This is a genomic window from Paenibacillus sp. MY03 (assembly GCF_002165585.1).
Taxonomy (GTDB): Bacteria; Bacillota; Bacilli; order Paenibacillales; family Paenibacillaceae; genus Pristimantibacillus; species Pristimantibacillus agaridevorans.
The window spans coordinates 1-19,274 of the sequence record NZ_MXQD01000042.1; the positions used below are offsets into that span (position 1 = coordinate 1).

Here is a 19,274-nt window from a genome sequence, read left to right on the forward strand (position 1 = left end):
ATCCCATAATCGTTAAAAACGACTATGGAGCTCGAAACAGCAACAAACATATCCCATAATCGTTAAAAACGACTATGGAGCTCATAACAGCGACAAATCCATCCCATAAGCGTTAATAACGCCTATGGAGCTCGAAACAGCAACAAATCCATCCTATAAGCGTTGCTAACGACATTCCTGCTTCGAGGCCTGCATAAGGAAAGCCTTGAGGTCGGATGGCTTTCGTTCGCCCACAATTTGCTCAATAATGCGGCAATAGAACAAATACCAGAAATGGCTGTGCAGGGTAACGCCCTAGCACCGCCATTTCTTCGTTTTTGACGTTTCATTCAACAAGTGAGCTATTTCATCAAGCGAGCGATCATACTTTTGAGACAGCTCGTTTCTGCATTAATCGATGGTTAGAATGCGAGGCGAAGTATCCCGGATGACCTTGGACGAAGCCCATGAGCCGAGAAAAGCCGCCGCGACGCTAATAATAGCGGCTAAGGCAATACTTCCGCCATTAAGAATGACCGGCAAACTCACGATGCCGTAGCCGGATAGTACCATCTCCAAGAGAACAGGGAGGACGAAGATGCCGAGTACGATGCCGGGGATCGTGCCGCTGAACGCCAAAGCGACGATGCCAAGCGCGATCGCTCCGCGAATCCGACCGGAAGTCATGCCAATCGATTTGTAGATGCCGTAGGTTTTGCTGGCCAACCGAATGTTGATGCGGCAGGTGCTGTATATAATGAGGAAAGTCGCAAGCAGGAACAGCAGACCCATGAGACTCATGGGATAGACCAGTATGGCGGAAGCTTGATTGTATACGGAATCCAGCAGCGTACCTTGCGTGACGATGGAAGCAGTCTCCTTAAAGCGGTCGTTGAGATCGCTGACGACAGCATTTGCTTCCTTCGGATTAAAGACATTAATAAAGGCGACGTCACGATTATTGAAGTCGGGATAAACCGCAAGCGCGCCTTCCATCGTTATACGCGCCGAGTTGGACATATTCGCAATGGCTTGATAAATGCCGGTTACGATCATCGTTACCCTTTGGCCGGCAATATACACGTCGATGGTGTCGCCCGGCTGCTTGTTCAGGTTTCTTGCCACTTGAACGCCGATGGAGATCTCGTTCCGCAGAACAGGGTGATCCCCCTCCAGATTCGCGAAGCCCAGCTCCTCATAACTGCCATCCAGAATACTGAGAGAGATGCTTGAAGCAGGGGCGGAAGCCGAGTTTTGCTGATCGCTCGCAAGGCTTCCGGACTGGACGATTGCCGTCATGTTGCCTTGCCAGCCAAACCCCGAGATACGGGAGTCCGATGCGAGCGTTTGCTCGAATTCGTCGAAAGGAAAAGCGGATTTGTTCACGACCATGGAGGCTGCGTTAGCCGAATCATATCCCCACTGCGCGGCCGTGCCCTGAATGCCGCCAATGCTGCTCAACACCACGGAACCTAACGTCAATACGGAGGAGGCCAGCATCGTCAGAATGAGCATAATAACGGCGCCCTTCCGGTTAATCAACAGGTTCCTAAGCCCGATGGCGGCGCTGACGGGAAGATGGCCGAACCTGATTCCGGTTGAGCCCGCCGCATTCGATCTGCTTAACAGACGTTTGCTGTCGCCCTCCGACATCCCGTAACGAATGGCCTGGGCCGGCATGACGGCACGCGCTCGCCTCGCATAGACGACGACGAAAAGCAGCACAAGCGCAAAAACCATGATGGCCACGATGACCGCAGCCCCTAAACCTTGAATGGCTGACCCGTAGCCAGGTGTACGCAACGACGACGCGCTCAGATCGATGATCATCTTGGCTAGCACGGTGCTTAGCGCGAAAGCAGGCAGGATGGCTGCGGCCGACAATAAGCCGTATTGCATGAGATAAGGCAGGATCGTCGCGCGGGAAGTCATCCCGAGTGACTTGTAGACGCCAATCGTCCTGTAGTTGGCCAGAATGCCATCGGAGATCGTAAAGCCAATCGTCAATAAGGCGATGATCAGCATGACGGCGCCCAAAAAAATCATAATGAAACCAACGATCTGATTAATGATGAGATAGAAGGCGGATATTTCTTCGAACTCCATCTTGCTTTCCAGGAAAGGCGTGCCCATGGCGCTCGAGAAGGAATGCCAATAAGCAAGATTATCTCCGTAGTTGTCGAACCGAAGTCCCAGCAAATAGTTGCTGCCCCCGTCCAAGCCATCTATTCGGGTCTCATAGTCCTCATGGTTCATCCAGACGCGGGCCGTGTTCGAGAAAGGAGCACCGTACGGAACATCGACTACGATAGCGGATACCTGAAGCTCTAGCTTGGTCCCGTCTACGGGAATAGAGATTTCGTCTCCCAAAGAAATGCCGACCGGATAAGCCATCGAGGTGGGAATCCATATGGTGCCGGGCGCGGGCTCCACTCCCGTTTTTCCTTCGGTAACGATGAGCTGATCGACGGACGGGATGTTCTTTGGTGTTTCCATCATGAACATATAGAGATTGGGAATATCTTTGCCTTTATGAACGATGCCGGACAGTGTATGGTATCGCATGAGATCCGAAGTTTGAACGCCTTGCTGCGATTGCCACCAATGTTGTACGGCCTCCGGATCGTGCAGCTTCTTCTCGAAAGTCAGAATTTGATGAGAGCCGTTAGTACGCATGTGCATTTCGTCGAAGCGGTCGCCGGTATTGGATACGATAATGGTCGCCGTACATACAAGCAAAGCGGATAACAGAACGAGCAGGGCAACGAAAGCGTTTTGTACTTTGTTCTTAACGAGATACGATTTGCCAAGCTTCCAGATGGCCGTTATCATACTTTCACCTTCTGGGACACGAATGAGAAAATCAAAGCCTCCCGATCGTTCGTATTCATGTCTCCCTGCTTGCCGAATTCGAGAATGCCTCCGATCTTGCCGTCTCGGATGTAGATAAGCCGGTCGGCTCTGCATGCCGCTTTGATGTCATGCGTGACCATAACGACGGTCTGGCCGTCCTTATTCATCCCGCTGAGCAAATCCAGCACTGCTACGCCTTGGTCGTAATTCAGGCTGCCGGTCGGTTCGTCCGCGAATAGGACGTCCGGCGAGTTAACAAGAGCTCTCGCGATGGCGGCTCGCTGCTGCTGTCCGCCGGAGGTTTGCGAAGGCAGACGGCCCAGTTGGCCTTCAATGCCCATCGTATGAGCGAGCTCTCGCGCTCGGGTGGCTATGGCTTCCTTCTTTTGTCCCGCGATGTAGCCTGGCAGCGTAACATTGTCCCATATCGTCAGATCGGGGACCAGATTTATGCTCTGATAGATATAACCGATATTTTTTGCGCGGAAGTCCGAAAGTTCTCGCTCGCCAAATTGATCGATGCGCCGATCGCGAAAGTAAACCTCGCCGGCCGTTACGTTATCCAGTCCGCTAAGCAGATAGAGCAAGCTGGACTTGCCGGAGCCCGAGTTGCCCATGATGACGGTAAATTCGCCTTCGTGGATGTCCAGGTCCACGTTCCGAACGGCATGATATTGTTCGTTGCCGGCGCTGTAGGTTTTGCAGAGGTTTCTTGCGGCTATAATTACTTGTCTCTCCAACATGATCACTCCCTGTATCTATTAGGTAAGCAACAGTATAGGGGCTCGATCTTGCAATCCGCTTATCAAATTATAAATAAATCCTTACAAGGATGTTCAAAAAGTCCGCTTTCCATAACGATGCATACCAGGGAGTGTACTCGACGTCGAAGCTTGAACTCAGCCGAAACTTCCGGTGCTCACGTAGCTCTGCTACGCTCCGCTCCTCAGTTTCTAGCTTCATCCAATCTTCTCGGTTCTGAAAACCGAACTTTTTGAACTTTGATATTACAGGGATATTCAAAAAGTCCGCTTTCCATAACGATGCATATCAGGAAGTGTACTCGACGTCGAAGCTTGAATTCAGCCGAAACTTCCGGTGCTCACGTAGCTCTGCTACGCTCCGCTCCTCAGTTTCTAGCTTCATCCAATCTTCTCGGTTCTGAAAACCGAACTTTTTGAACTTTGATATTACAGGGAAAAGTCCGCTTTCCATAACGATGCTTCAACAGAGGGGCAGAGTAAAATAAAACTCCGTTCCCTGGCCCTCCCGGCTCTTGAAGGAAATGACGCCACCATGGGCTTCGACGATGTTTTTGCAGATGGATAAACCTAAGCCGTTGCCCTCGGTCGCAATAGCTTGGCCAGGCACGCCGGATTGTCCGCGATAATAGCGTTCGAACAGGAACGGCATATCCTGCGGCCGAATGCCTCTGCCCGTATCCGCAACCGTAAATACAAGATGATTCTCTTCCAGATCAGCGGATATATGGATCGTATCGCCTGGCGACGTATGTTTAAGCGCGTTCGTTACGAGATTCGTCAGCACCTGCTCGATTCGCGCGGCATCGACAGGGAGCAGGACGTTCGGCATGTTCAACGATTCGCGATAAGCAATGCCTTGCGTTCGTGCATAATGACCTAAAGTGGACAAAATCGGAGGGAACACTTCCATGCTATAACGCTCCTTTGGCTCCACCGATATTTGACCGAGCTCTTCCATGGCGTGGAGGAACAGATCTTCCACCTGTCTGGACATCTTGTCCGTATGATTGCGCATAATGCCGACATACTCCAGCATCGTCTCGCGGTCGGAGCACACGCCTTCGAGTATGGCTTCCATATAGGCTTTGACGGTTGTAATCGGCGTTCGAATCTCATGCGAAATGTTGGTGATAAGCTCCTTCTGCGCCTTCTCCTGTCTGGCCCGCCGCTTGCGCTGCTCCTTAAGCTCCAGGGTAATCTGATCCATCATGGCATAAAGGCCGCCGAGCTCATCCATGCGAGCAAACTGTGTCCCGATGTGGGACGGAGGTTCATAGTTGCCTCTAAGAATGGCTTCGGCACGACCTTGTAACGTCCGGACAGGGGAGAGAATACGGGAATGAAAGCTTGTTCGCATAACCAACAGCAGCGCGACTGATCCCAGGAAAAGAAGGAACGACACGATCAACATTGTTAGCGGAAAGGCAGAAGAGGAGTCGCTCCCGAGCCTCTCCTTGGCGATATGGAAAATCGCGTTAGCTACATGCGAGTCTGTATCAGCATCCAGAACGGGAAAGGTAATACGATAACTTCCGTCGTTCTGCGTTGCTTCGTGCAAGTCATAGTGAAGAGAGGACCGCAGATTGAGGCGATCCCCTTGCTTGTAAGGAGAGGTCGAGAACAAGATTTCCCCGCTCAGCCCGGCGTAGGTAAGCGCCACGTCATGCTCCCCTGACAATGCGCGAAGCGTTGCTTGCACATGCTGGTCTCGGATGTTTTCGTAATGCTGCTCCATAAAGAGCAGGAGTGGATTTACCGCCAGGCGGACTTCGTTAATGACGTAATCCGACTCATGATTCCGTTCTTGGTTCGTCACGTAAAGGAACCAGCCGCCGCCTATTGCCGTCATCAGGAAAAAAAGCGCCATAAAGGCGCCGATCCAGCTTTTTAGCCAAACGTTCATATGGATCCGCCAACTCCGCTTCTCTGTTTAGTCCAAGCTGAATTTATAACCCACGCCCCATACCGTTCGGAGGCAGGCGGGCTTGGAAGGATCGACTTCGAGCTTCTCCCGCAATCTGCGTATGTAGACCGTGACGGTATTCTCGTCGCCATAAGCGGCGTAGCCCCATACCGCATCGAGGAGCTGGGCTTTGGAGAACACCTGGTTCTTGTTGCTGGCCAGATAGTGGAGAAGCTCGAACTCCTTGGCGGAGAGGGAGACCTCAAAGCCGTTAGCCATAACCTTGTAGCCCTTCTTGTCGATGACGAGATGTCCTAGGTTAAGCGTGCCCTCGTTCTCCGGAATCTGTTTCTTGGCCGCATTCATGCCGTCGTATCGACGGAAGTGGGCGTTGATTCGGGCGAGCAGCTCCGTCAAGGAGAAAGGTTTTGTCATATAGTCGTCCGCGCCGAAGCCCAGTCCGACCACTTTGTCCGTATCGCTGCCTCGGGCGCTTAGAATCAGGATGGGAACGTCGCTGCTCTCGCGGATAGATCCGCAAAGCTGGAGGCCGTCCATATCGGGCAGCGTGAGATCCAGTATAACAAAGTCGGGTTTCAGCAGTTCCATCATGCGCAAGGCGTCTTTCCCAGAGGAGGCGGCAGCGGCTTCATATCCGTTTTTGGTCAAATAATCCCGCAGTACGCGAGCGATATCATATTCGTCGTCAATAATGAGTATTTTCTTTTGTATGCCCATCGCGCGCTCACCATTCCGTGTCCCAATTTCCTTTTATTCTACTTCATCTTCCAATGGATTGATAGGTTTGGCATGTTGTGCGAGTTGGATGGAGGATTATAAATATCCCAAAAAGAGGGATGCGCGCAGCGTTTGTCGAAATGAGGGTTAATACGGTTATTCCCGTATGTTTAGGGGGACGAAAATTGAAAAGAAAACGAAGTCGTCTGGAGTGGGTGACGATAGGAGTCGTCGTTATCGCAAGCTTAATGTTTGCGACGGTACCATCTGAGGAAAGATTCGATAGATTCATTACGAAGAGGCATGGAATCGTATGCAAACCCGACTTTGAGTTTGGCCATAAATGTTATGCTGAAGAAAAAGTCATTCAATCGAAATCCGGCCATTTTCGGAGATCTTATTTACATGCCTCCTCCGAAAGAAACTACAAATTTGAAAATGGCGAAATTATAACGACGCGAACGTTTGGCGTGTTTGGCCTATTATTTGAAATGCGCGACGGGTTCTGGTGGGAGCACGTTTTTAATTGATGCTCGAATGCGAGTTTGTGGTTTTAACGGACATCACAAGCACTATTTCGCCGAAACTGTCCCGTTTGGAAATCTAACGGACAGGAATGACCTTATTTGAGTAAAAAGGGAGGCCGGCGCGTGGCTTTTGCTCAGATAGAGTCGCTGATGTCGGTTAGATTTAGAAAGTATGAAGTTTCTGCAAAATAAGGGCTGTGGTGTCCGATAGCGTCCCTTTGACCTAGCAATGCGATCTTGAGAAAAAAAGAGGTGATGGTTTTGAAACTGAGAGTAGGATTTTTTATTGCATGGATTATTCCTTACGTTTTTTTGGTTTGCTATAATATAGGTTTTTTTACGTACATCATAACGAACGCCAAAGGTCTCAATGAGATTAATAGAATGGGGATATTTGTATTCATGTGGTTTGTTTTCAGTCTCGTGCTGATATTCGGGGCCATTCGAATTATACAGTGGTATAAACAAGGAAAGTTTCATACCTCGCATCCATTGCCAAATCAGGATACTGAATCCGTAGTGCCGGAAGACGCGGGGAAAAGATGGAGCCCTGTGCTCGAAGCCCCGTCTTGCTTAGGCTGCCGCCTTGCCAACGGATTGGAGGAAGCGCATGTCGTATTCGAAAACGATTATGTGACTTGCCTGCTGGATATAGACCCGCTTAACGAAGGACATACCTTGATATTGCCCAAGCGGCATTTTGTAGAATTGGCGGACACGGATATAAGCGCCAGACATGCCATTATGAACGCTTCCGTACGCATCTCCAATGCCCTTAAAACGATTTATAAACCTGACGGAATATCCATTATGCAGAATGGCGGCAGCTTTAACGATTTGGGACATTACCACATGCATGTGTTCCCGAGATACAACAACGATGGTTTCGGTTGGAAGGAGCCGGCCGTTAAATCACGGCATTCTTTAGATGTGGTGAAACAACGAGTAGCGGAGCAGCTAAAAGACGGTATGCCCCAATTGTGACCCTGACGTCAGGGAGATGAGCTTTTCTTCCTCTCCCGAATGGGGTACGATCAATAGCAGAATGGCTAGATTATTAAATATGGCAGCTTGCCATCGCGAACGGAGAGGTCAACTTGGAAAACTTTGCATGCCTTTACGTCATACGAGGCGAACCATTTCCCTCAGGCACCTGCGTAAATTTGAACGAGGAAGAGACGATAGTGGGACGAGCATCCCATCAAGCGACGCCTGACGTGGCGTTTACGAACGCATTTGTATCCCGCCAGCATTTCTCCATTCGCCGGGAGCGGAATCAGGCGGTCTTGTATGATCTGGGCAGTCTTCACGGAACCGAAGTTAACGGGGAGCGGGTCAAACCCAATCAGCCGTATGTTCTCAACAACTTCGATATAATCAAGCTGGCCAAAGGGATGACGGTGCTTCACTTTTCTTATTTGTCCGCGGATCAGACGCTGGATATTGAACCGCTTAGCATAACCAAACGGCTGCAGGCCGTACATCTGTCCTTAACCATCCATTGGGAGAAACGTGAATGCGTGGTGGACGGTAAAAGAATTCCGATGTCTGAGAAAGAATATTCCCTCATTCGTCTGCTTCACGATAATGCAAACCGGCTGGTGCCGCTGGATGTCATTAAGACCACGGTTTGGCCGGAACGCACGGTAGAGGGAGATGGCATACCCGACGTGTCTCTGGACGAGCTCAACACGCTTGTCTACCGGCTTCGGAAAAAATTCGGCAAAGACACGTTTATGATCAGCTCCGTGCGGGGCAGCGGCTACGTATTGGAATCCGAAGTGAAATCGTATTAACGAAAGGCGGAGTTTCGCCATGAAAGTTATCCAAACGGAATATTCGGGGCCGTTGTACGGCTCTGTTCATATACCGGGGGCGAAAAACAGCGCCCTCGCCATTCTTGCGGCTGCTTGCTTGGCAGACGATATTGTAACGCTGGAGGGCATTCCTCCAATCGATGATGTGCGCGTCATTGCGACGATCGGCCGGGACATTGGCCTGGACCTCAAGCGGGTAGACGGCCGCATCGTTATCGATCCGCGCTGGATCCATAAAGCCGAGATCGATCACGGCAAAGCTTCCAGCTATCGTGCCTCCTATTATTTTGCAGGCGCGCTGCTGGCCAAATTCGGCAAAGTGACGATCGGTTATCCAGGGGGCGACGACTTTGTATCCCGGCCAATCGACCAACATATCAAGATGTTCCGGGCGCTTGGAGCACGGGTAAATCTGCAGGACGATCATTATGTCGTGGAAGCTGCGGAATTAAAGGGAGCCCCCATTTATTTTGACACGATCACCTCGGGGGCTACTATAAACGCGATGCTTGCCGCCGTGCGTGCCCGTGGCCGGACATGGCTGCATAATGCGGCGAAGGATCCGGAGGTTGTGGATACGGCGGCTTTTCTTAACAGGCTTGGCGCCAGAATCTACGGAGCAGGCACGGAGCATATTCGAATCGAAGGGGTTCCTTATTTAAATGGAGGGAGCTATACCATCATTCCGGATCGGCTGCTTGCTGGCGCGTTTCTGATGTCGGCTGGACTTCGCGGTGGACAAGTGACGGTGCAAGACGTCATTCCCGAGCATCTGGGTGCTTGCCTGGCGAAGCTGGGGGAGATTGGCTTGGAGATCGAATGCGGAGACAACGAAATCACCGCGTACGGTACGGGAACGCTTCGGGCGACTCGTGTGCGTACCGGCATGTATCCCGGCTTCGCGACGGATCTGCAGCAGCCCATGACCGCGCTGCTGCTTCAGGCGAGGGGCAAAAGCATCGTAACGGACCGCGTTTATCCGAAACGTTTCGCGCATGTGCCGCAGCTTCGCAGACTCGGCGCGGAAATTGAGCTCCGCAAGGAGAGTGCGTACATACGCGGAGGAGTACAGTTGCAAGGCGGCTGGGTTCACGCTACGGATGTTCGCGCCGGCACAAGTCTGATTTTGGCGGGCCTTACGGCCGAAGGCAGCACCTACATTACGGGAGTCGAGCATCTGGAACGCGGTTACGAAGACGTCATCGGCAGCTTCCGATCCATCGGAGCGAAGCTGGATATGCGTGAGATAGAGGCCGGCGAAGCCTCGGGACAATGGATGTTGCCGGGATTATGGAAGAAGGCTGCCTGGATTCGTTGAAGACGGGTGGTCGACAGCTGTCTTTCGGGAAGCGTTCGAAACTTCCCTTGGAGTTACGATATTGTTGATACTTGTATATCCCGTTTTACTAGCTATGGAGACGAGGCGGAAGAAAACAACCAAACATGTCATTAGACATGTTAGATCGGAGAAGATTCATTGAGATTTTACATGCCGCCGACAGGTGAAGCTTACAAGCGGGTAATCGATTTGGCGATCCGAAATTCGGATTGTTTCGTGCTTAAACAAGCGTTGGAAATTTACCCCGTTTGGGATACAACCGGATATATGCTTGCATTGGAGGAGCTGCAGCCATACCTCATTCATACGCATACGATTCCTGCGGGCAATATGGAGGATGTCATCGAGGCGCACGAAAGTTATAGAAGTAGCGCTTTTTATACGGCTGGCATCTACCGCTTCTATCGTTGCTCCGAGAATAGCGGCAAGGTGCTGAAGGAGCTGGCCGATGGTTTGTCCGATTGGAAGTTTCCCAACCTTCCCGAGGATTTGTGTTTCTTGATGGAAGGGGGCGGCGATTATTTGTATTCCATCGTACACGAGAACATGTATGGTCTGGAGGTATCCGAAGAAGAGGCGACTATGTTGATGGATCAAAATCCGGGCCTGTTTCTGGAGCTCGAGAACCATCACAATTTGGATCGTCTGCTGGAGGATGCCATCAAGCAAAAGGGGACCCGTCTCTCGATCAGCGGGCATGGATTGAAGTCGTTGCCCGATGACATTCGTTATTGCACGGAACTGGTCGAACTGGATATTTTCGAGCAGGATCTCTATGAGCTGCCCGAAGCTTTGTTCGAGCTGAGCAAGCTGGAGATTTTATCGATTATGACGGCCGATCTGGCTTGTATTCCTTCTTCCATCGGCAAACTTAAAAATTTGCGGGAGCTGCGTATCGTATGCGCCAGTTCGGACCGGCCCGCACCAGGCTGGACTCCCAAGCCCATCCATAAGATAAGCTTGAACCGCATCCCGCCGGAAATCGGCGAGCTGCAGCGGCTAGAGGTGCTTGCGATTCAATATTCGTCTATCGACGAACTCCCCCAAGAGATAGAGAAGTTGAAGAATCTCCGTCATTTGATGATTGCTCCAAGCTTGCTTCGCGCTAAACCCGACTTTCTCTCCCGCATGAAGGATCTGAGCTTTATCTACAATTAGAAATTGGAACAGCGACAGCCAAGGACGAGATAAAGTCCTGGGCCGTCGCTGTTTTTTGCTAACGATCTCCGTTGGCTAAATGGTCTATGCATTAAGTCGATTATTCAAACCATTGTCTCGGTCCAATCAAATGGAATAGTCGGTTACCATCCATATTCAACGCATCCTGAATACGTGCGATTGTAAAGTCACTAATAGGCTTGGGCAAATGATCTATAGCCCAATATTTACAATCAGTTACTTCTTTCTCATCCGGCTGTGGCGGTTGGTTGCCGTCCAGCTTACATGTGAAAACAAAGTGGTGCATATCATGAACAGCTTCATAATAAACGCCAGTCAAGCGCTCAACCGAAACTTCAAGACCGGTTTCTTCCAGCACTTCTCTTTTTGCCGTATTTTCGGCAGATTCATTTTGCTCAGATAAGCCGCCAGGTAGTTCCCAATTATATTTTCCGTAGTTATGTTTTACTAAAAGAACTCGCCCTTCCGAATCCATGATAACTGCCGCCGCTCCAACTGGCTTTCGTGACATTCCTGCATTCCTCCTGGTCGATTAAATTGAAAGAGTTAATTAACATATATTAACATATGAATAGACGTTAATTAGAATAAAAAGTTGCACTGAAATTAACGCAGTAAAGCTGCCGATCATCGTCGGCAGCTTCATTCCTGTTCGGTTATTTTTTACCAATCAAAATCTTAAAGTCCATCGTGACTTGTTTCAGATTCATCTGCAGCACTTTTTCTATACGCTCGTTAGAAGCACCCCAGGATAAAGGCGTCATGCCAAGCAAGGGTTCGATTAAGGATTCACCCAGGTTTACTTGATACCGAATGTTTTGAACATCCACTAACTTGATCTGCTCGTTAAAGTGGCTGGTGGTAAGGAAATTCGAATAAACCTGTTTATCTGAACCGCTGTAAAAGATTTCTCTTAATTCCATCAGATAATCCCGATTAGGCACGACTTTAATGACCAAACCATGATCACTAATCAATCTCTGGAATTCCGAATAATTTGCCGGGGAAAGAATATTTATAATGATTTTGAATTGCCGATTTGCAAATGGACAGTTTGCAATGTCCGCGACACACCAGATCGCATCGGAATATTCGGATGCGGCCATACGAATGCCCTCTTTTGAAATATCGATTCCTACAGCCAATGTAGCGATATTTTTATTCTGACTTATTTCTAATCGTATGTTATTTAAGTGAGACCCTTCTCCGCATCCCGCGTCCAGTATGCTTATAAGATCATTACTCGAGTGCTGATTCATTATCATTTGACTTACCGCGACATGTAAGGGATTAAACAAACCGCCTTTGCCGATTAATCTTCTGTGCTCGAATACCTGTTTATCATATTTAGTAAGATTACCTCGAGACAGTAGGTTTATATATCCATGTTTTGCTATATCAAAGCAGTGCCGATTGCTGCAAATCAAACTTTGCAAGTGGACCTCTCGCATCGATTTCTTGCACAATGGGCATCTAAATAGCTCTTGATTCTTTTCGATTTTTTCAGCACTAATCCACTTTTTACTTTTTTGGAACACAAAAAAGCACCCTTTCATTCGTAGTAGGACAATGAAAAAAGGCACAATCAAATAAACCCCGGCATTTCTGTTCAAAATGCGGGTTAAGTGATCTGCGCCTTACATTACCTTAAACGAATGAATTTGATGATCATGGATTAGCTCTCCCTTTTGTAATACAGGATACAGGATTAAACACTCTTATATTAGCATGTTTCGCTTATAGGAGGAAACATTGCTCGACCGCATGCGGCCTTCGCATATACTACGCCCGACCCTGCCTGGAGGAACGATATTGTCCCGGGGTTATGCCGGTTTCCTTGCGGAACAGCCGGATAAAATAGTTCACGTTATCGATGCCGACTCTCTCGCCGACCTCTGCAACGGATAGGTCGGCATTTGCCAGCAGCGAACGCGCCTCCGATATTTGCAGTCCGTGTTTGAATTGCAGCGGGCTCTTGCCCGTGTACAATTTGAGGCATCTAGCAATGTAGTCGAACCGGTAATGCAAGGCTTTCTCCATATGGTCGGCGCTAAACGGATCCGTTGCATGGCGCTGCAAATATGCAATGGCGAGATCGCAGAGCTTACGCGACCGGGGAGCATAACGCCTTTGCGCGGCTTCTTGCAGCTTCACCAACAAGGAGGCCAGTTCGGCTTGAAGCAACAGCGAGCCGGAGGCCGTCGCGCGATGATGCAGCTCCAACATGCGGTTCAAAACGGGCAGGAGATCAGGGCCGTTGAAGTCGGCGAACTTGGGAAGGTACATCGTCTGTCTGTGAGGAGCCAGGTCGAGATCCGTGCCTTTGGCATAAGGGAATGACCAAGGAATACTGGCGCTGTCAAGCGTACGGACAGGCGCATCGTGGACGAAATGAACCCAGTAGATCTCCGTTGCTTCGGAGCTTGCTTGATGGCCGATATGATGTTTGCCTGGCTCCAGCACTAACATATTGCCTTCGGTAATTTCATAAGACTTATTGTCTTCGGTCATATATAGGACGCCATTGTTAACAAAGAGCATGTCATATACGTCGAAAACGCGGGAGAGATGCTTGATCCCGGGCGGCCAGACAGCATGTCCGATCGTGACCAGCTGAGGCAACGGGGGGATCGTAAGCTCGAGACAAATCATGGCGGGCCATCTCCTTCGCAAGAAGTGCTGGTTGCAATTCATTGTAGCATGCTTCGGCATCGAAAGGTAGAAATCGTGCTATTACAAGTCGTTTCCGAATCTGTCCAATCCGCCCCGTGCTTCCTATACTTAAGGCATATGAACAGGAAGGGAAGAGTGAATCATGCGATTTCGTCAGGTCCATCTAGATTTCCATACTTCCGAGGCCATCACGCCTATCGGAGAAAAATTCGACAAAGGGCAATTTCAAGAGATGCTTCAATTAGGCAGCGTGGATTCCATTACGGTATTTTCCAAATGTCATCACGGCTGGGCTTACCATCCGTCCGAAGCCAACGAGATTCATCCCGGACTAAGCTTTGATCTGCTCGGCGCTCAAATCGAAGCCGCGCATGAAATCGGCGTCAAGACGCCCGTTTATTTGTCGGCGGGGCTCGACGAGAAACTGGCAATACGGCATCCCGAATGGCTGATCCGCGACAAGGAAGATGCGACAAACTGGGTCAAAGGTTTTATGGATCCGGGCTATCATGTTATCTGCTTTAACACGCCGTACCTGGACATTTTGCTGTCGCAGATCGCGGAGACGTTGTCCCGCTACGATGCGGACGGGCTGTTCCTCGACATCGTCGGCGTCAAATCCTGTTATTGCCACAGCTGCGTGGCAACGGCTAGACGGGAAGGGATCGATCCTCGGAACGCCGAAGACATGCGGCCGCTATGGGAGAGAACCTATGCGAATTATACGGCCAAGGTCAAAGAGACCGTGGAATCCGTAAAGCCGGGACTTCCGATCTTTCATAACGGCGGCCATATCAAGCGCGGGCGCCGCGACCTGGCATGGATGAACACGCATCTGGAGCTGGAATCGCTGCCTACTGGCGGCTGGGGCTACGACCACTTCCCGTTGTCGGCACGATATGCTCAGACCCTTGGCATGGAGTTTCTCGGCATGACGGGCAAGTTCCATACGACATGGGGAGAATTCGGCGGCTATAAGCATCCCAATGCGCTCCGTTACGAAGCGGCGCTCAGTATTGCGAACGGGGCCAAATGCTCCATTGGCGATCAATTGCCTCCGAACGGCCAAATGGACAAAGCGACCTATGCCTTGATCGGGGCTGCATATCGGGAGGTTGAGAGCAAGGAAGCGTGGTGTACGGGGACGACGAATGTTGCGGATGTCGCGATTCTGTCTCTGGAGGCGACAGGCGTGCATCCAAAGGTTAAAGAGGAAGGCGTAAAGTCGGAATCCGATGTCGGCGCGATCCGGATGCTGCTGGAGGGCAATTTCTTGTTCGACGTCATCGATTCGGAGCAGGATTTCTCGGCGTACCGGGTCTTGATTCTGCCGGATTACGTAGCAGTGGAAGACTCCCTGCTAGAGAAGCTGGAGGCTTATCTGGAACAAGGCGGCAAGCTGCTTGCGACGGGCTGGTCCGGACTGGACGCCGAGGCAGAGAGCTTCGTCATCGACTTTGGCGCGAGACTGGTTGGGCGCAATCCGTATCGACCGGATTATTGCCGTCCGTTGTTTAAGCCGGGAAGCCTGGAGGAAGCGGCGTTTATTTTCTACTCGCAGGGGCAGAAGATCGAGCTGCAGGGCGGAACGGAGCTAGGACGTCGCGAGGATCCTTACTTCAATCGGGATGTTTACACATTCTGCTCCCATCAGCATACGCCTAACAGCGAGACCTACGGGGGGCCGGGCATCGTTAAGAACGAGAATGGCATTTATATCGCCTGGAACGTGTTCGACGAATATGCCGAAAAGGGCAGCCTGATCCTGAAGGAAACGGTCGTGCACGCGCTGAAGCAGCTTCTTCCCGATATCACGCTCGATACCACTCTCCCGGCTCAAGGCGTCGTTACGCTGCAGGAACAGAAGGCCGAGAAACGTCTCGTTAACCATCTTTTGTACGCAACGCCTATCCGTCGCGGTAAAAGCATCGAGGTTATTGAGGACATCATCCCGCTTCACAACGTTGAGGTGTCCGTTAGGACTGACGCTGACGTTAAGGGCGTATATCTGGCGCCTCAGCTCACTCCGCTTCCATATCATTTCGAGAATGGCGTCGTTTCGTATACGGTACCCGAATTGGATTGCCACCAGATGGTCGTTATCGATTATAATGAATAGGTTGATAGATTAACGACTATTTTATTGTAAAAGGATGGCGAATCATGGACTTTAAACCATTAGCCTTATTCCTCGACCGTATTACCGCTTGGCGCATTCCGTGGGCGGAGGTGCTGGTCATGCATCGCAACGAGACCGTATTCCGCTATCGGAGCGGAATGCTGGATCTGGAGGCGGGAACGCCGATTGACGAAGACCGGATTATCAATATTTATTCCATGACGAAGATCATGACCTGCGTCGCGGCATTGCAGCTTGTCGAGCGGGGAGCGATGTTGCTTAATGACCCAATCTCCCTTTACTTGCCGGAATATGCGGAGATGAGCGTGAAGCAGCGGGGAGAAGACGGGGAAGTGACGCTGGCAAAGGCGGAGCGTCCTATTACGGTGCGGGATCTGTTTACGATGACGGCCGGCTTCTCGTACGATCTGTCCGTGCCGTCTATTCGCGAGGTGATCGAGACTACGGCAGGCAAGGTGCCTACCAGAGCGTTCGCAGAAGCGCTTGCGAAGGAACCGCTCCAGTTTGAACCCGGCACGCATTGGAATTACAGCCTCTGTCATGATGTGCTGGCAGCGCTGGTGGAAGTTGTAGACGGACGTCGCTTCGGCGTATACATCCAGGAGGAAATTACGGGTCCTCTGGGAATGAGAGATACCGGCTTCGACTTGTCTGCAGAGCAGCGCGGAAAAATGGCTCCGCAATATTTTTACGATGATGCTCTGGGCAAGGCAATAAGACATGACAATAACGGCTTCCGGATTGGGACGGAATACGAAAGCGGCGGCGCCGGTCTCTTATCGACCGTAAGCGATTATGCATTGTTACTTAACTCGCTAACGAACCGGGGAACGAGCCCGGCTGGCGTACGAATTTTAGCTCCCGCGACTGTAGAGCTGATGCTTGCGGATCATCTCACTCCGGCTACGCGTCCCGATTATAATTGGGAGCATATGAAGGGCTACGGCTATGGACTTGGCGTCAGAACCCATATTTCCAAGGAAGAGAGCGGTTCGTTAAGCCCCATCGGCGAGTTCGGATGGGCAGGCGCAGCGGGCTGCATGGCCATTATCGATCCTGCAAACGAGCTTACGGTCATGTATGGCCAGCATATGCTGAACAACCAAGAGCCATACGTGCATACACGCCTGAGAAATATCGTCTACGCTTGTATCTAAGCAATCGGCGAATAACAAGAAAGAGCCGTCCCCGGCATGTACCGGGAACGGCTCTTGTTCTTGCGGCAACCATTTGCGTTATTACAAGACTGGCTTTATCTGACCCGGAACACCGCGATCGCCTGTTGCAGCTCTTGGGCGAGCACGGCCAGGGACTGCGCAGTGGCGGCGGATTCTTCGCTCGCGGCCGCGGCTTCCTGCGTCGTGGCGGAGATGCTCTCTACCGCGGTCAATACCGTCGTCGTCTGGGCTGCCTGCTCCTCGCTGGCCGCCGCGATTTCCGACACTTTCATGCCCGCGTTGTTGACGAAGGACACAATGTGCTGGAACGATTCCGACGTCTTGTTGGACATGGCGACGCTTTGATGGACGGCCGTCGAGCTTTGTCTCGTATTTTCTTGCATGCCTTTAATAATGCCCGTAATTTGTTTCGTCGCTTCGCTGCTTCGTTCAGCCAATCGTCGAACCTCGTCGGCGACGACGGCGAATCCTCTGCCTTGTTCGCCGGCACGGGCGGCCTCGATCGCGGCATTTAAAGCCAGCAGGTTCGTCTGATCGGCAATATCTTCGATGACTTCGATAATATCGCCGATTCTGGAGGAATCCTCTTCGAGTCGCGACATAGAGCTCTGCAGGGAATGCATGCTTTCCATGGAAGATTGAACGACCTCGTTGCCTTGACCCGCCATCTCCATCGTTTTGTCCGACAACTCGGACGCGATTTCCGTGTTTTCCGCGACGGAATGAATGGCGGACGAGAGCTCCTTGAACAGCTCGCTGATCGTTTGAGCCGCTTCGGCCTGATTGGCATTGCCTCCGGCAAGCTCCTCGCTGCTGGCGGACAGCTGCTCGGCGGATGCGGCCACGTTTTGCGAATGCTCGGAGATCCGGCCAACAACAACTCTAAGCTTGTCGATCATGGCATTGATGCCGTCCCCGAGCTTGCCGATTTCATCGCGCGTACCGATCTCGACCTTCTCGCGCAGATCGCCATCCGCTACTTTTGAAAGCAAGGCGACAACTCGATTTAATGGGCCTGAAATAATGCGAGAGATGAAATATCCGAATGCAATGCTTGCGAGTACGGCTGCGACTAATACGGCAATCGTAATGTTCCGAGACGATTCATACAATGCTGCGCCTTCGTCTCTGGCAACATCGGCTTCATTCATGTTGATATCAATTAATTCGTTAAGAGGCTTCTGAAGCTCGCCAACGAGGAGGACATATTCTCCGTCGATAAACGCCAGCAAATCTTCAAGATTATTGCTGTCCCTAAAGGCAATGGCACGGCTCACCGCATCTTTGTATTTGGGCCATTGGGTCTGAAATTGGCTGAGCGCCGTTTCAGATTCCGTTGACAGCTTCGTTTGGCTGAAGGCTTGAACTGCGGTTTCCACCACTTTCATGTCGGTTTCCAAGGTCGTTTTCGTTTCGTTAATCATTGTGGAGGTTTGAGACATATATAATTTGCGGACGAACGTGCGCATCTCGCCAAGAGCGATTTTAGCATTCTGTATTTCGGCAACTGCCCTAAGCTGGTTCGTGTACATATCGTTTAAGCTGCTATTGGTTTTGCCCAAATTGCTTAAGCCGTACAAACCTATGAAAGTCATCATGATTGAAATAAGAAGGAACGCGGCAATCAGCTTAACCATCGTTTTGAGATTATAGAACCATTTCATGTTAGGTAACTCTCCTTGTCGCGTATGTAAGATGTTCCGCAGGGCGCGGCTATTCGTTATTGCATAAGCACTTCTTTCAGCTTAAGAATTCCAGTCAAATCGCCATCCGTAATGCCTATTCCGGCAAGCAGCGAGGAGGAGATACCGCCGAATTGATCAGGCGGAAGCTGAATATCCTTGAAGCGGAGCACCTTGTTCACTTTATCGACAATAATACCGGCCGTAGTATCCCGATTGCGAACGACAATAATGCGAGTGGATTTGGATACAGTCTCCTCCGACATGCCGAGCAGCAGTCTAAGACTGAAGACGGGGACGATTTTTCCTCTCAGATTTACGACGCCTTTTACATACATGGGAGTGTCCGGCATCCCCGTAATTTCGAGCATTTGAATAATTTCGTGTACTTCAGAAATAATGACGGCATATTTGTCCGTACCGATGTTGAATTCAACAAATTGTTCGGATAAATTGAGTTCCATGGTATTTTTCCTCCTGGGCTGGTGTAAAGCGCGGCATG

General features: G+C 50.7%; 15 protein-coding genes. 6 read left to right on the forward strand and 9 right to left on the reverse strand.

All coding sequences use genetic code 11. The features are described from left to right. Positions 1–390: 390 nt before the first annotated feature. The 4 genes from B1748_RS26620 to B1748_RS26640 all read right to left on the reverse strand — a co-directional run bounded on the left by B1748_RS26620 (position 391) and on the right by B1748_RS26640 (position 6,237). The gene (locus tag B1748_RS26620; protein WP_256975944.1) at positions 391–2,811 is read right to left on the reverse strand and encodes an FtsX-like permease family protein; all 2,421 of its coding nucleotides are present in this window, start codon (positions 2,809–2,811) and stop codon (positions 391–393) included. Continuing rightward, positions 2,808–3,575, reverse strand: a complete 768-nt coding sequence (locus tag B1748_RS26625; protein ID WP_179215841.1) for an ABC transporter ATP-binding protein — start codon at positions 3,573–3,575, stop codon at positions 2,808–2,810. Before B1748_RS26625 ends, B1748_RS26620 begins: the two co-directional genes overlap by 4 nt. A gap of 481 nt (positions 3,576–4,056) precedes the next feature. Next, entirely contained in the window at positions 4,057–5,499 is a 1,443-nt protein-coding gene (locus B1748_RS26635) for a sensor histidine kinase (protein ID WP_256975946.1), read from the reverse strand. 27 nt (positions 5,500–5,526) lie between these two features. Further along, positions 5,527–6,237: a response regulator transcription factor gene (locus B1748_RS26640; RefSeq protein ID WP_087570990.1), complete on the reverse strand. Its 711-nt coding sequence runs from the start codon at positions 6,235–6,237 to the stop codon at positions 5,527–5,529. Positions 6,238–7,025: 788 nt separating this feature from the next. Between B1748_RS26640 and B1748_RS26650 the strand changes: the two genes are divergently transcribed. From B1748_RS26650 to B1748_RS26665, 4 genes are all read left to right on the forward strand, one after another. Next, positions 7,026–7,748 (forward strand): HIT family protein, encoded by a 723-nt coding sequence (locus B1748_RS26650; RefSeq protein ID WP_256975947.1) that lies wholly within the window; start codon positions 7,026–7,028, stop codon positions 7,746–7,748. A gap of 200 nt (positions 7,749–7,948) precedes the next feature. Further along, the gene (locus B1748_RS26655) at positions 7,949–8,560 is read left to right on the forward strand and encodes an FHA domain-containing protein (protein WP_246608596.1); all 612 of its coding nucleotides are present in this window, start codon (positions 7,949–7,951) and stop codon (positions 8,558–8,560) included. Positions 8,561–8,579: 19 nt separating this feature from the next. Then, entirely contained in the window at positions 8,580–9,899 is a 1,320-nt protein-coding gene (gene murA / locus B1748_RS26660) for a UDP-N-acetylglucosamine 1-carboxyvinyltransferase (RefSeq protein WP_087570993.1), read from the forward strand. Between the two features lie 159 nt (positions 9,900–10,058). Beyond that, positions 10,059–11,078, forward strand: a complete 1,020-nt coding sequence (locus B1748_RS26665) for a leucine-rich repeat domain-containing protein (RefSeq protein ID WP_087570994.1) — start codon at positions 10,059–10,061, stop codon at positions 11,076–11,078. 100 nt (positions 11,079–11,178) lie between these two features. Here B1748_RS26665 and B1748_RS26670 read toward each other — a convergent pair whose 3' ends face one another. From B1748_RS26670 to B1748_RS26680, 3 genes are all read right to left on the reverse strand, one after another. Beyond that, the gene (locus B1748_RS26670; RefSeq protein ID WP_087570995.1) at positions 11,179–11,610 is read right to left on the reverse strand and encodes an NUDIX hydrolase; all 432 of its coding nucleotides are present in this window, start codon (positions 11,608–11,610) and stop codon (positions 11,179–11,181) included. 145 nt (positions 11,611–11,755) lie between these two features. Further along, the gene (locus B1748_RS26675; RefSeq protein ID WP_256975948.1) at positions 11,756–12,637 is read right to left on the reverse strand and encodes a putative RNA methyltransferase; all 882 of its coding nucleotides are present in this window, start codon (positions 12,635–12,637) and stop codon (positions 11,756–11,758) included. 244 nt (positions 12,638–12,881) lie between these two features. Then, a complete protein-coding gene (locus B1748_RS26680; RefSeq protein ID WP_087570996.1) occupies positions 12,882–13,751 on the reverse strand; it encodes an AraC family transcriptional regulator in 870 nt (289 codons plus the stop codon). 163 nt (positions 13,752–13,914) lie between these two features. Between B1748_RS26680 and B1748_RS26685 the strand changes: the two genes are divergently transcribed. Both B1748_RS26685 and B1748_RS26690 read left to right on the forward strand, forming a co-directional pair. Continuing rightward, a complete protein-coding gene (locus B1748_RS26685; protein WP_087570997.1) occupies positions 13,915–15,891 on the forward strand; it encodes an alpha-amylase family protein in 1,977 nt (658 codons plus the stop codon). Between the two features lie 44 nt (positions 15,892–15,935). Then, on the forward strand, positions 15,936–17,069 hold the full coding sequence (locus B1748_RS26690; RefSeq protein ID WP_087570998.1) for a serine hydrolase domain-containing protein: 1,134 nt from the start codon (positions 15,936–15,938) through the stop codon (positions 17,067–17,069). A 95-nt stretch (positions 17,070–17,164) separates the two neighbouring features. Here the strand turns inward: B1748_RS26690 and B1748_RS26695 are convergent, their stop codons facing one another. Together B1748_RS26695 and B1748_RS26700 are read right to left on the reverse strand one after the other, a co-directional pair. After that, positions 17,165–18,754 (reverse strand): methyl-accepting chemotaxis protein, encoded by a 1,590-nt coding sequence (locus B1748_RS26695; RefSeq protein ID WP_087570999.1) that lies wholly within the window; start codon positions 18,752–18,754, stop codon positions 17,165–17,167. Between the two features lie 56 nt (positions 18,755–18,810). Then, positions 18,811–19,236 carry a chemotaxis protein CheW gene (locus B1748_RS26700; protein WP_087571000.1) on the reverse strand — a complete coding sequence of 142 codons (426 nt, stop codon included), beginning with the start codon at positions 19,234–19,236 and terminating at the stop codon, positions 18,811–18,813. Between the last annotated feature and the right edge of the window lie 38 nt (positions 19,237–19,274).

What these genes read in the sequence shown, in the direction of transcription:
- B1748_RS26620 (WP_256975944.1), bottom strand. Translation starts at nt 2,811, where the DNA reads ATGATAACGGCCATCTGGAAGCTTGGCAAATCGTATCTCGTTAAGAAC.
- B1748_RS26625 (WP_179215841.1), bottom strand. Translation starts at nt 3,575, where the DNA reads ATGTTGGAGAGACAAGTAATTATAGCCGCAAGAAACCTCTGCAAAACC.
- B1748_RS26635 (WP_256975946.1), bottom strand. Translation starts at nt 5,499, where the DNA reads ATGAACGTTTGGCTAAAAAGCTGGATCGGCGCCTTTATGGCGCTTTTT.
- B1748_RS26640 (WP_087570990.1), bottom strand. Translation starts at nt 6,237, where the DNA reads ATGGGCATACAAAAGAAAATACTCATTATTGACGACGAATATGATATC.
- murA (WP_087570993.1), top strand. Translation starts at nt 8,580, where the DNA reads ATGAAAGTTATCCAAACGGAATATTCGGGGCCGTTGTACGGCTCTGTT.
- B1748_RS26670 (WP_087570995.1), bottom strand. Translation starts at nt 11,610, where the DNA reads ATGTCACGAAAGCCAGTTGGAGCGGCGGCAGTTATCATGGATTCGGAA.
- B1748_RS26680 (WP_087570996.1), bottom strand. Translation starts at nt 13,751, where the DNA reads ATGATTTGTCTCGAGCTTACGATCCCCCCGTTGCCTCAGCTGGTCACG.
- B1748_RS26685 (WP_087570997.1), top strand. Translation starts at nt 13,915, where the DNA reads ATGCGATTTCGTCAGGTCCATCTAGATTTCCATACTTCCGAGGCCATC.
- B1748_RS26690 (WP_087570998.1), top strand. Translation starts at nt 15,936, where the DNA reads ATGGACTTTAAACCATTAGCCTTATTCCTCGACCGTATTACCGCTTGG.
- B1748_RS26695 (WP_087570999.1), bottom strand. Translation starts at nt 18,754, where the DNA reads ATGAAATGGTTCTATAATCTCAAAACGATGGTTAAGCTGATTGCCGCG.
- B1748_RS26700 (WP_087571000.1), bottom strand. Translation starts at nt 19,236, where the DNA reads ATGGAACTCAATTTATCCGAACAATTTGTTGAATTCAACATCGGTACG.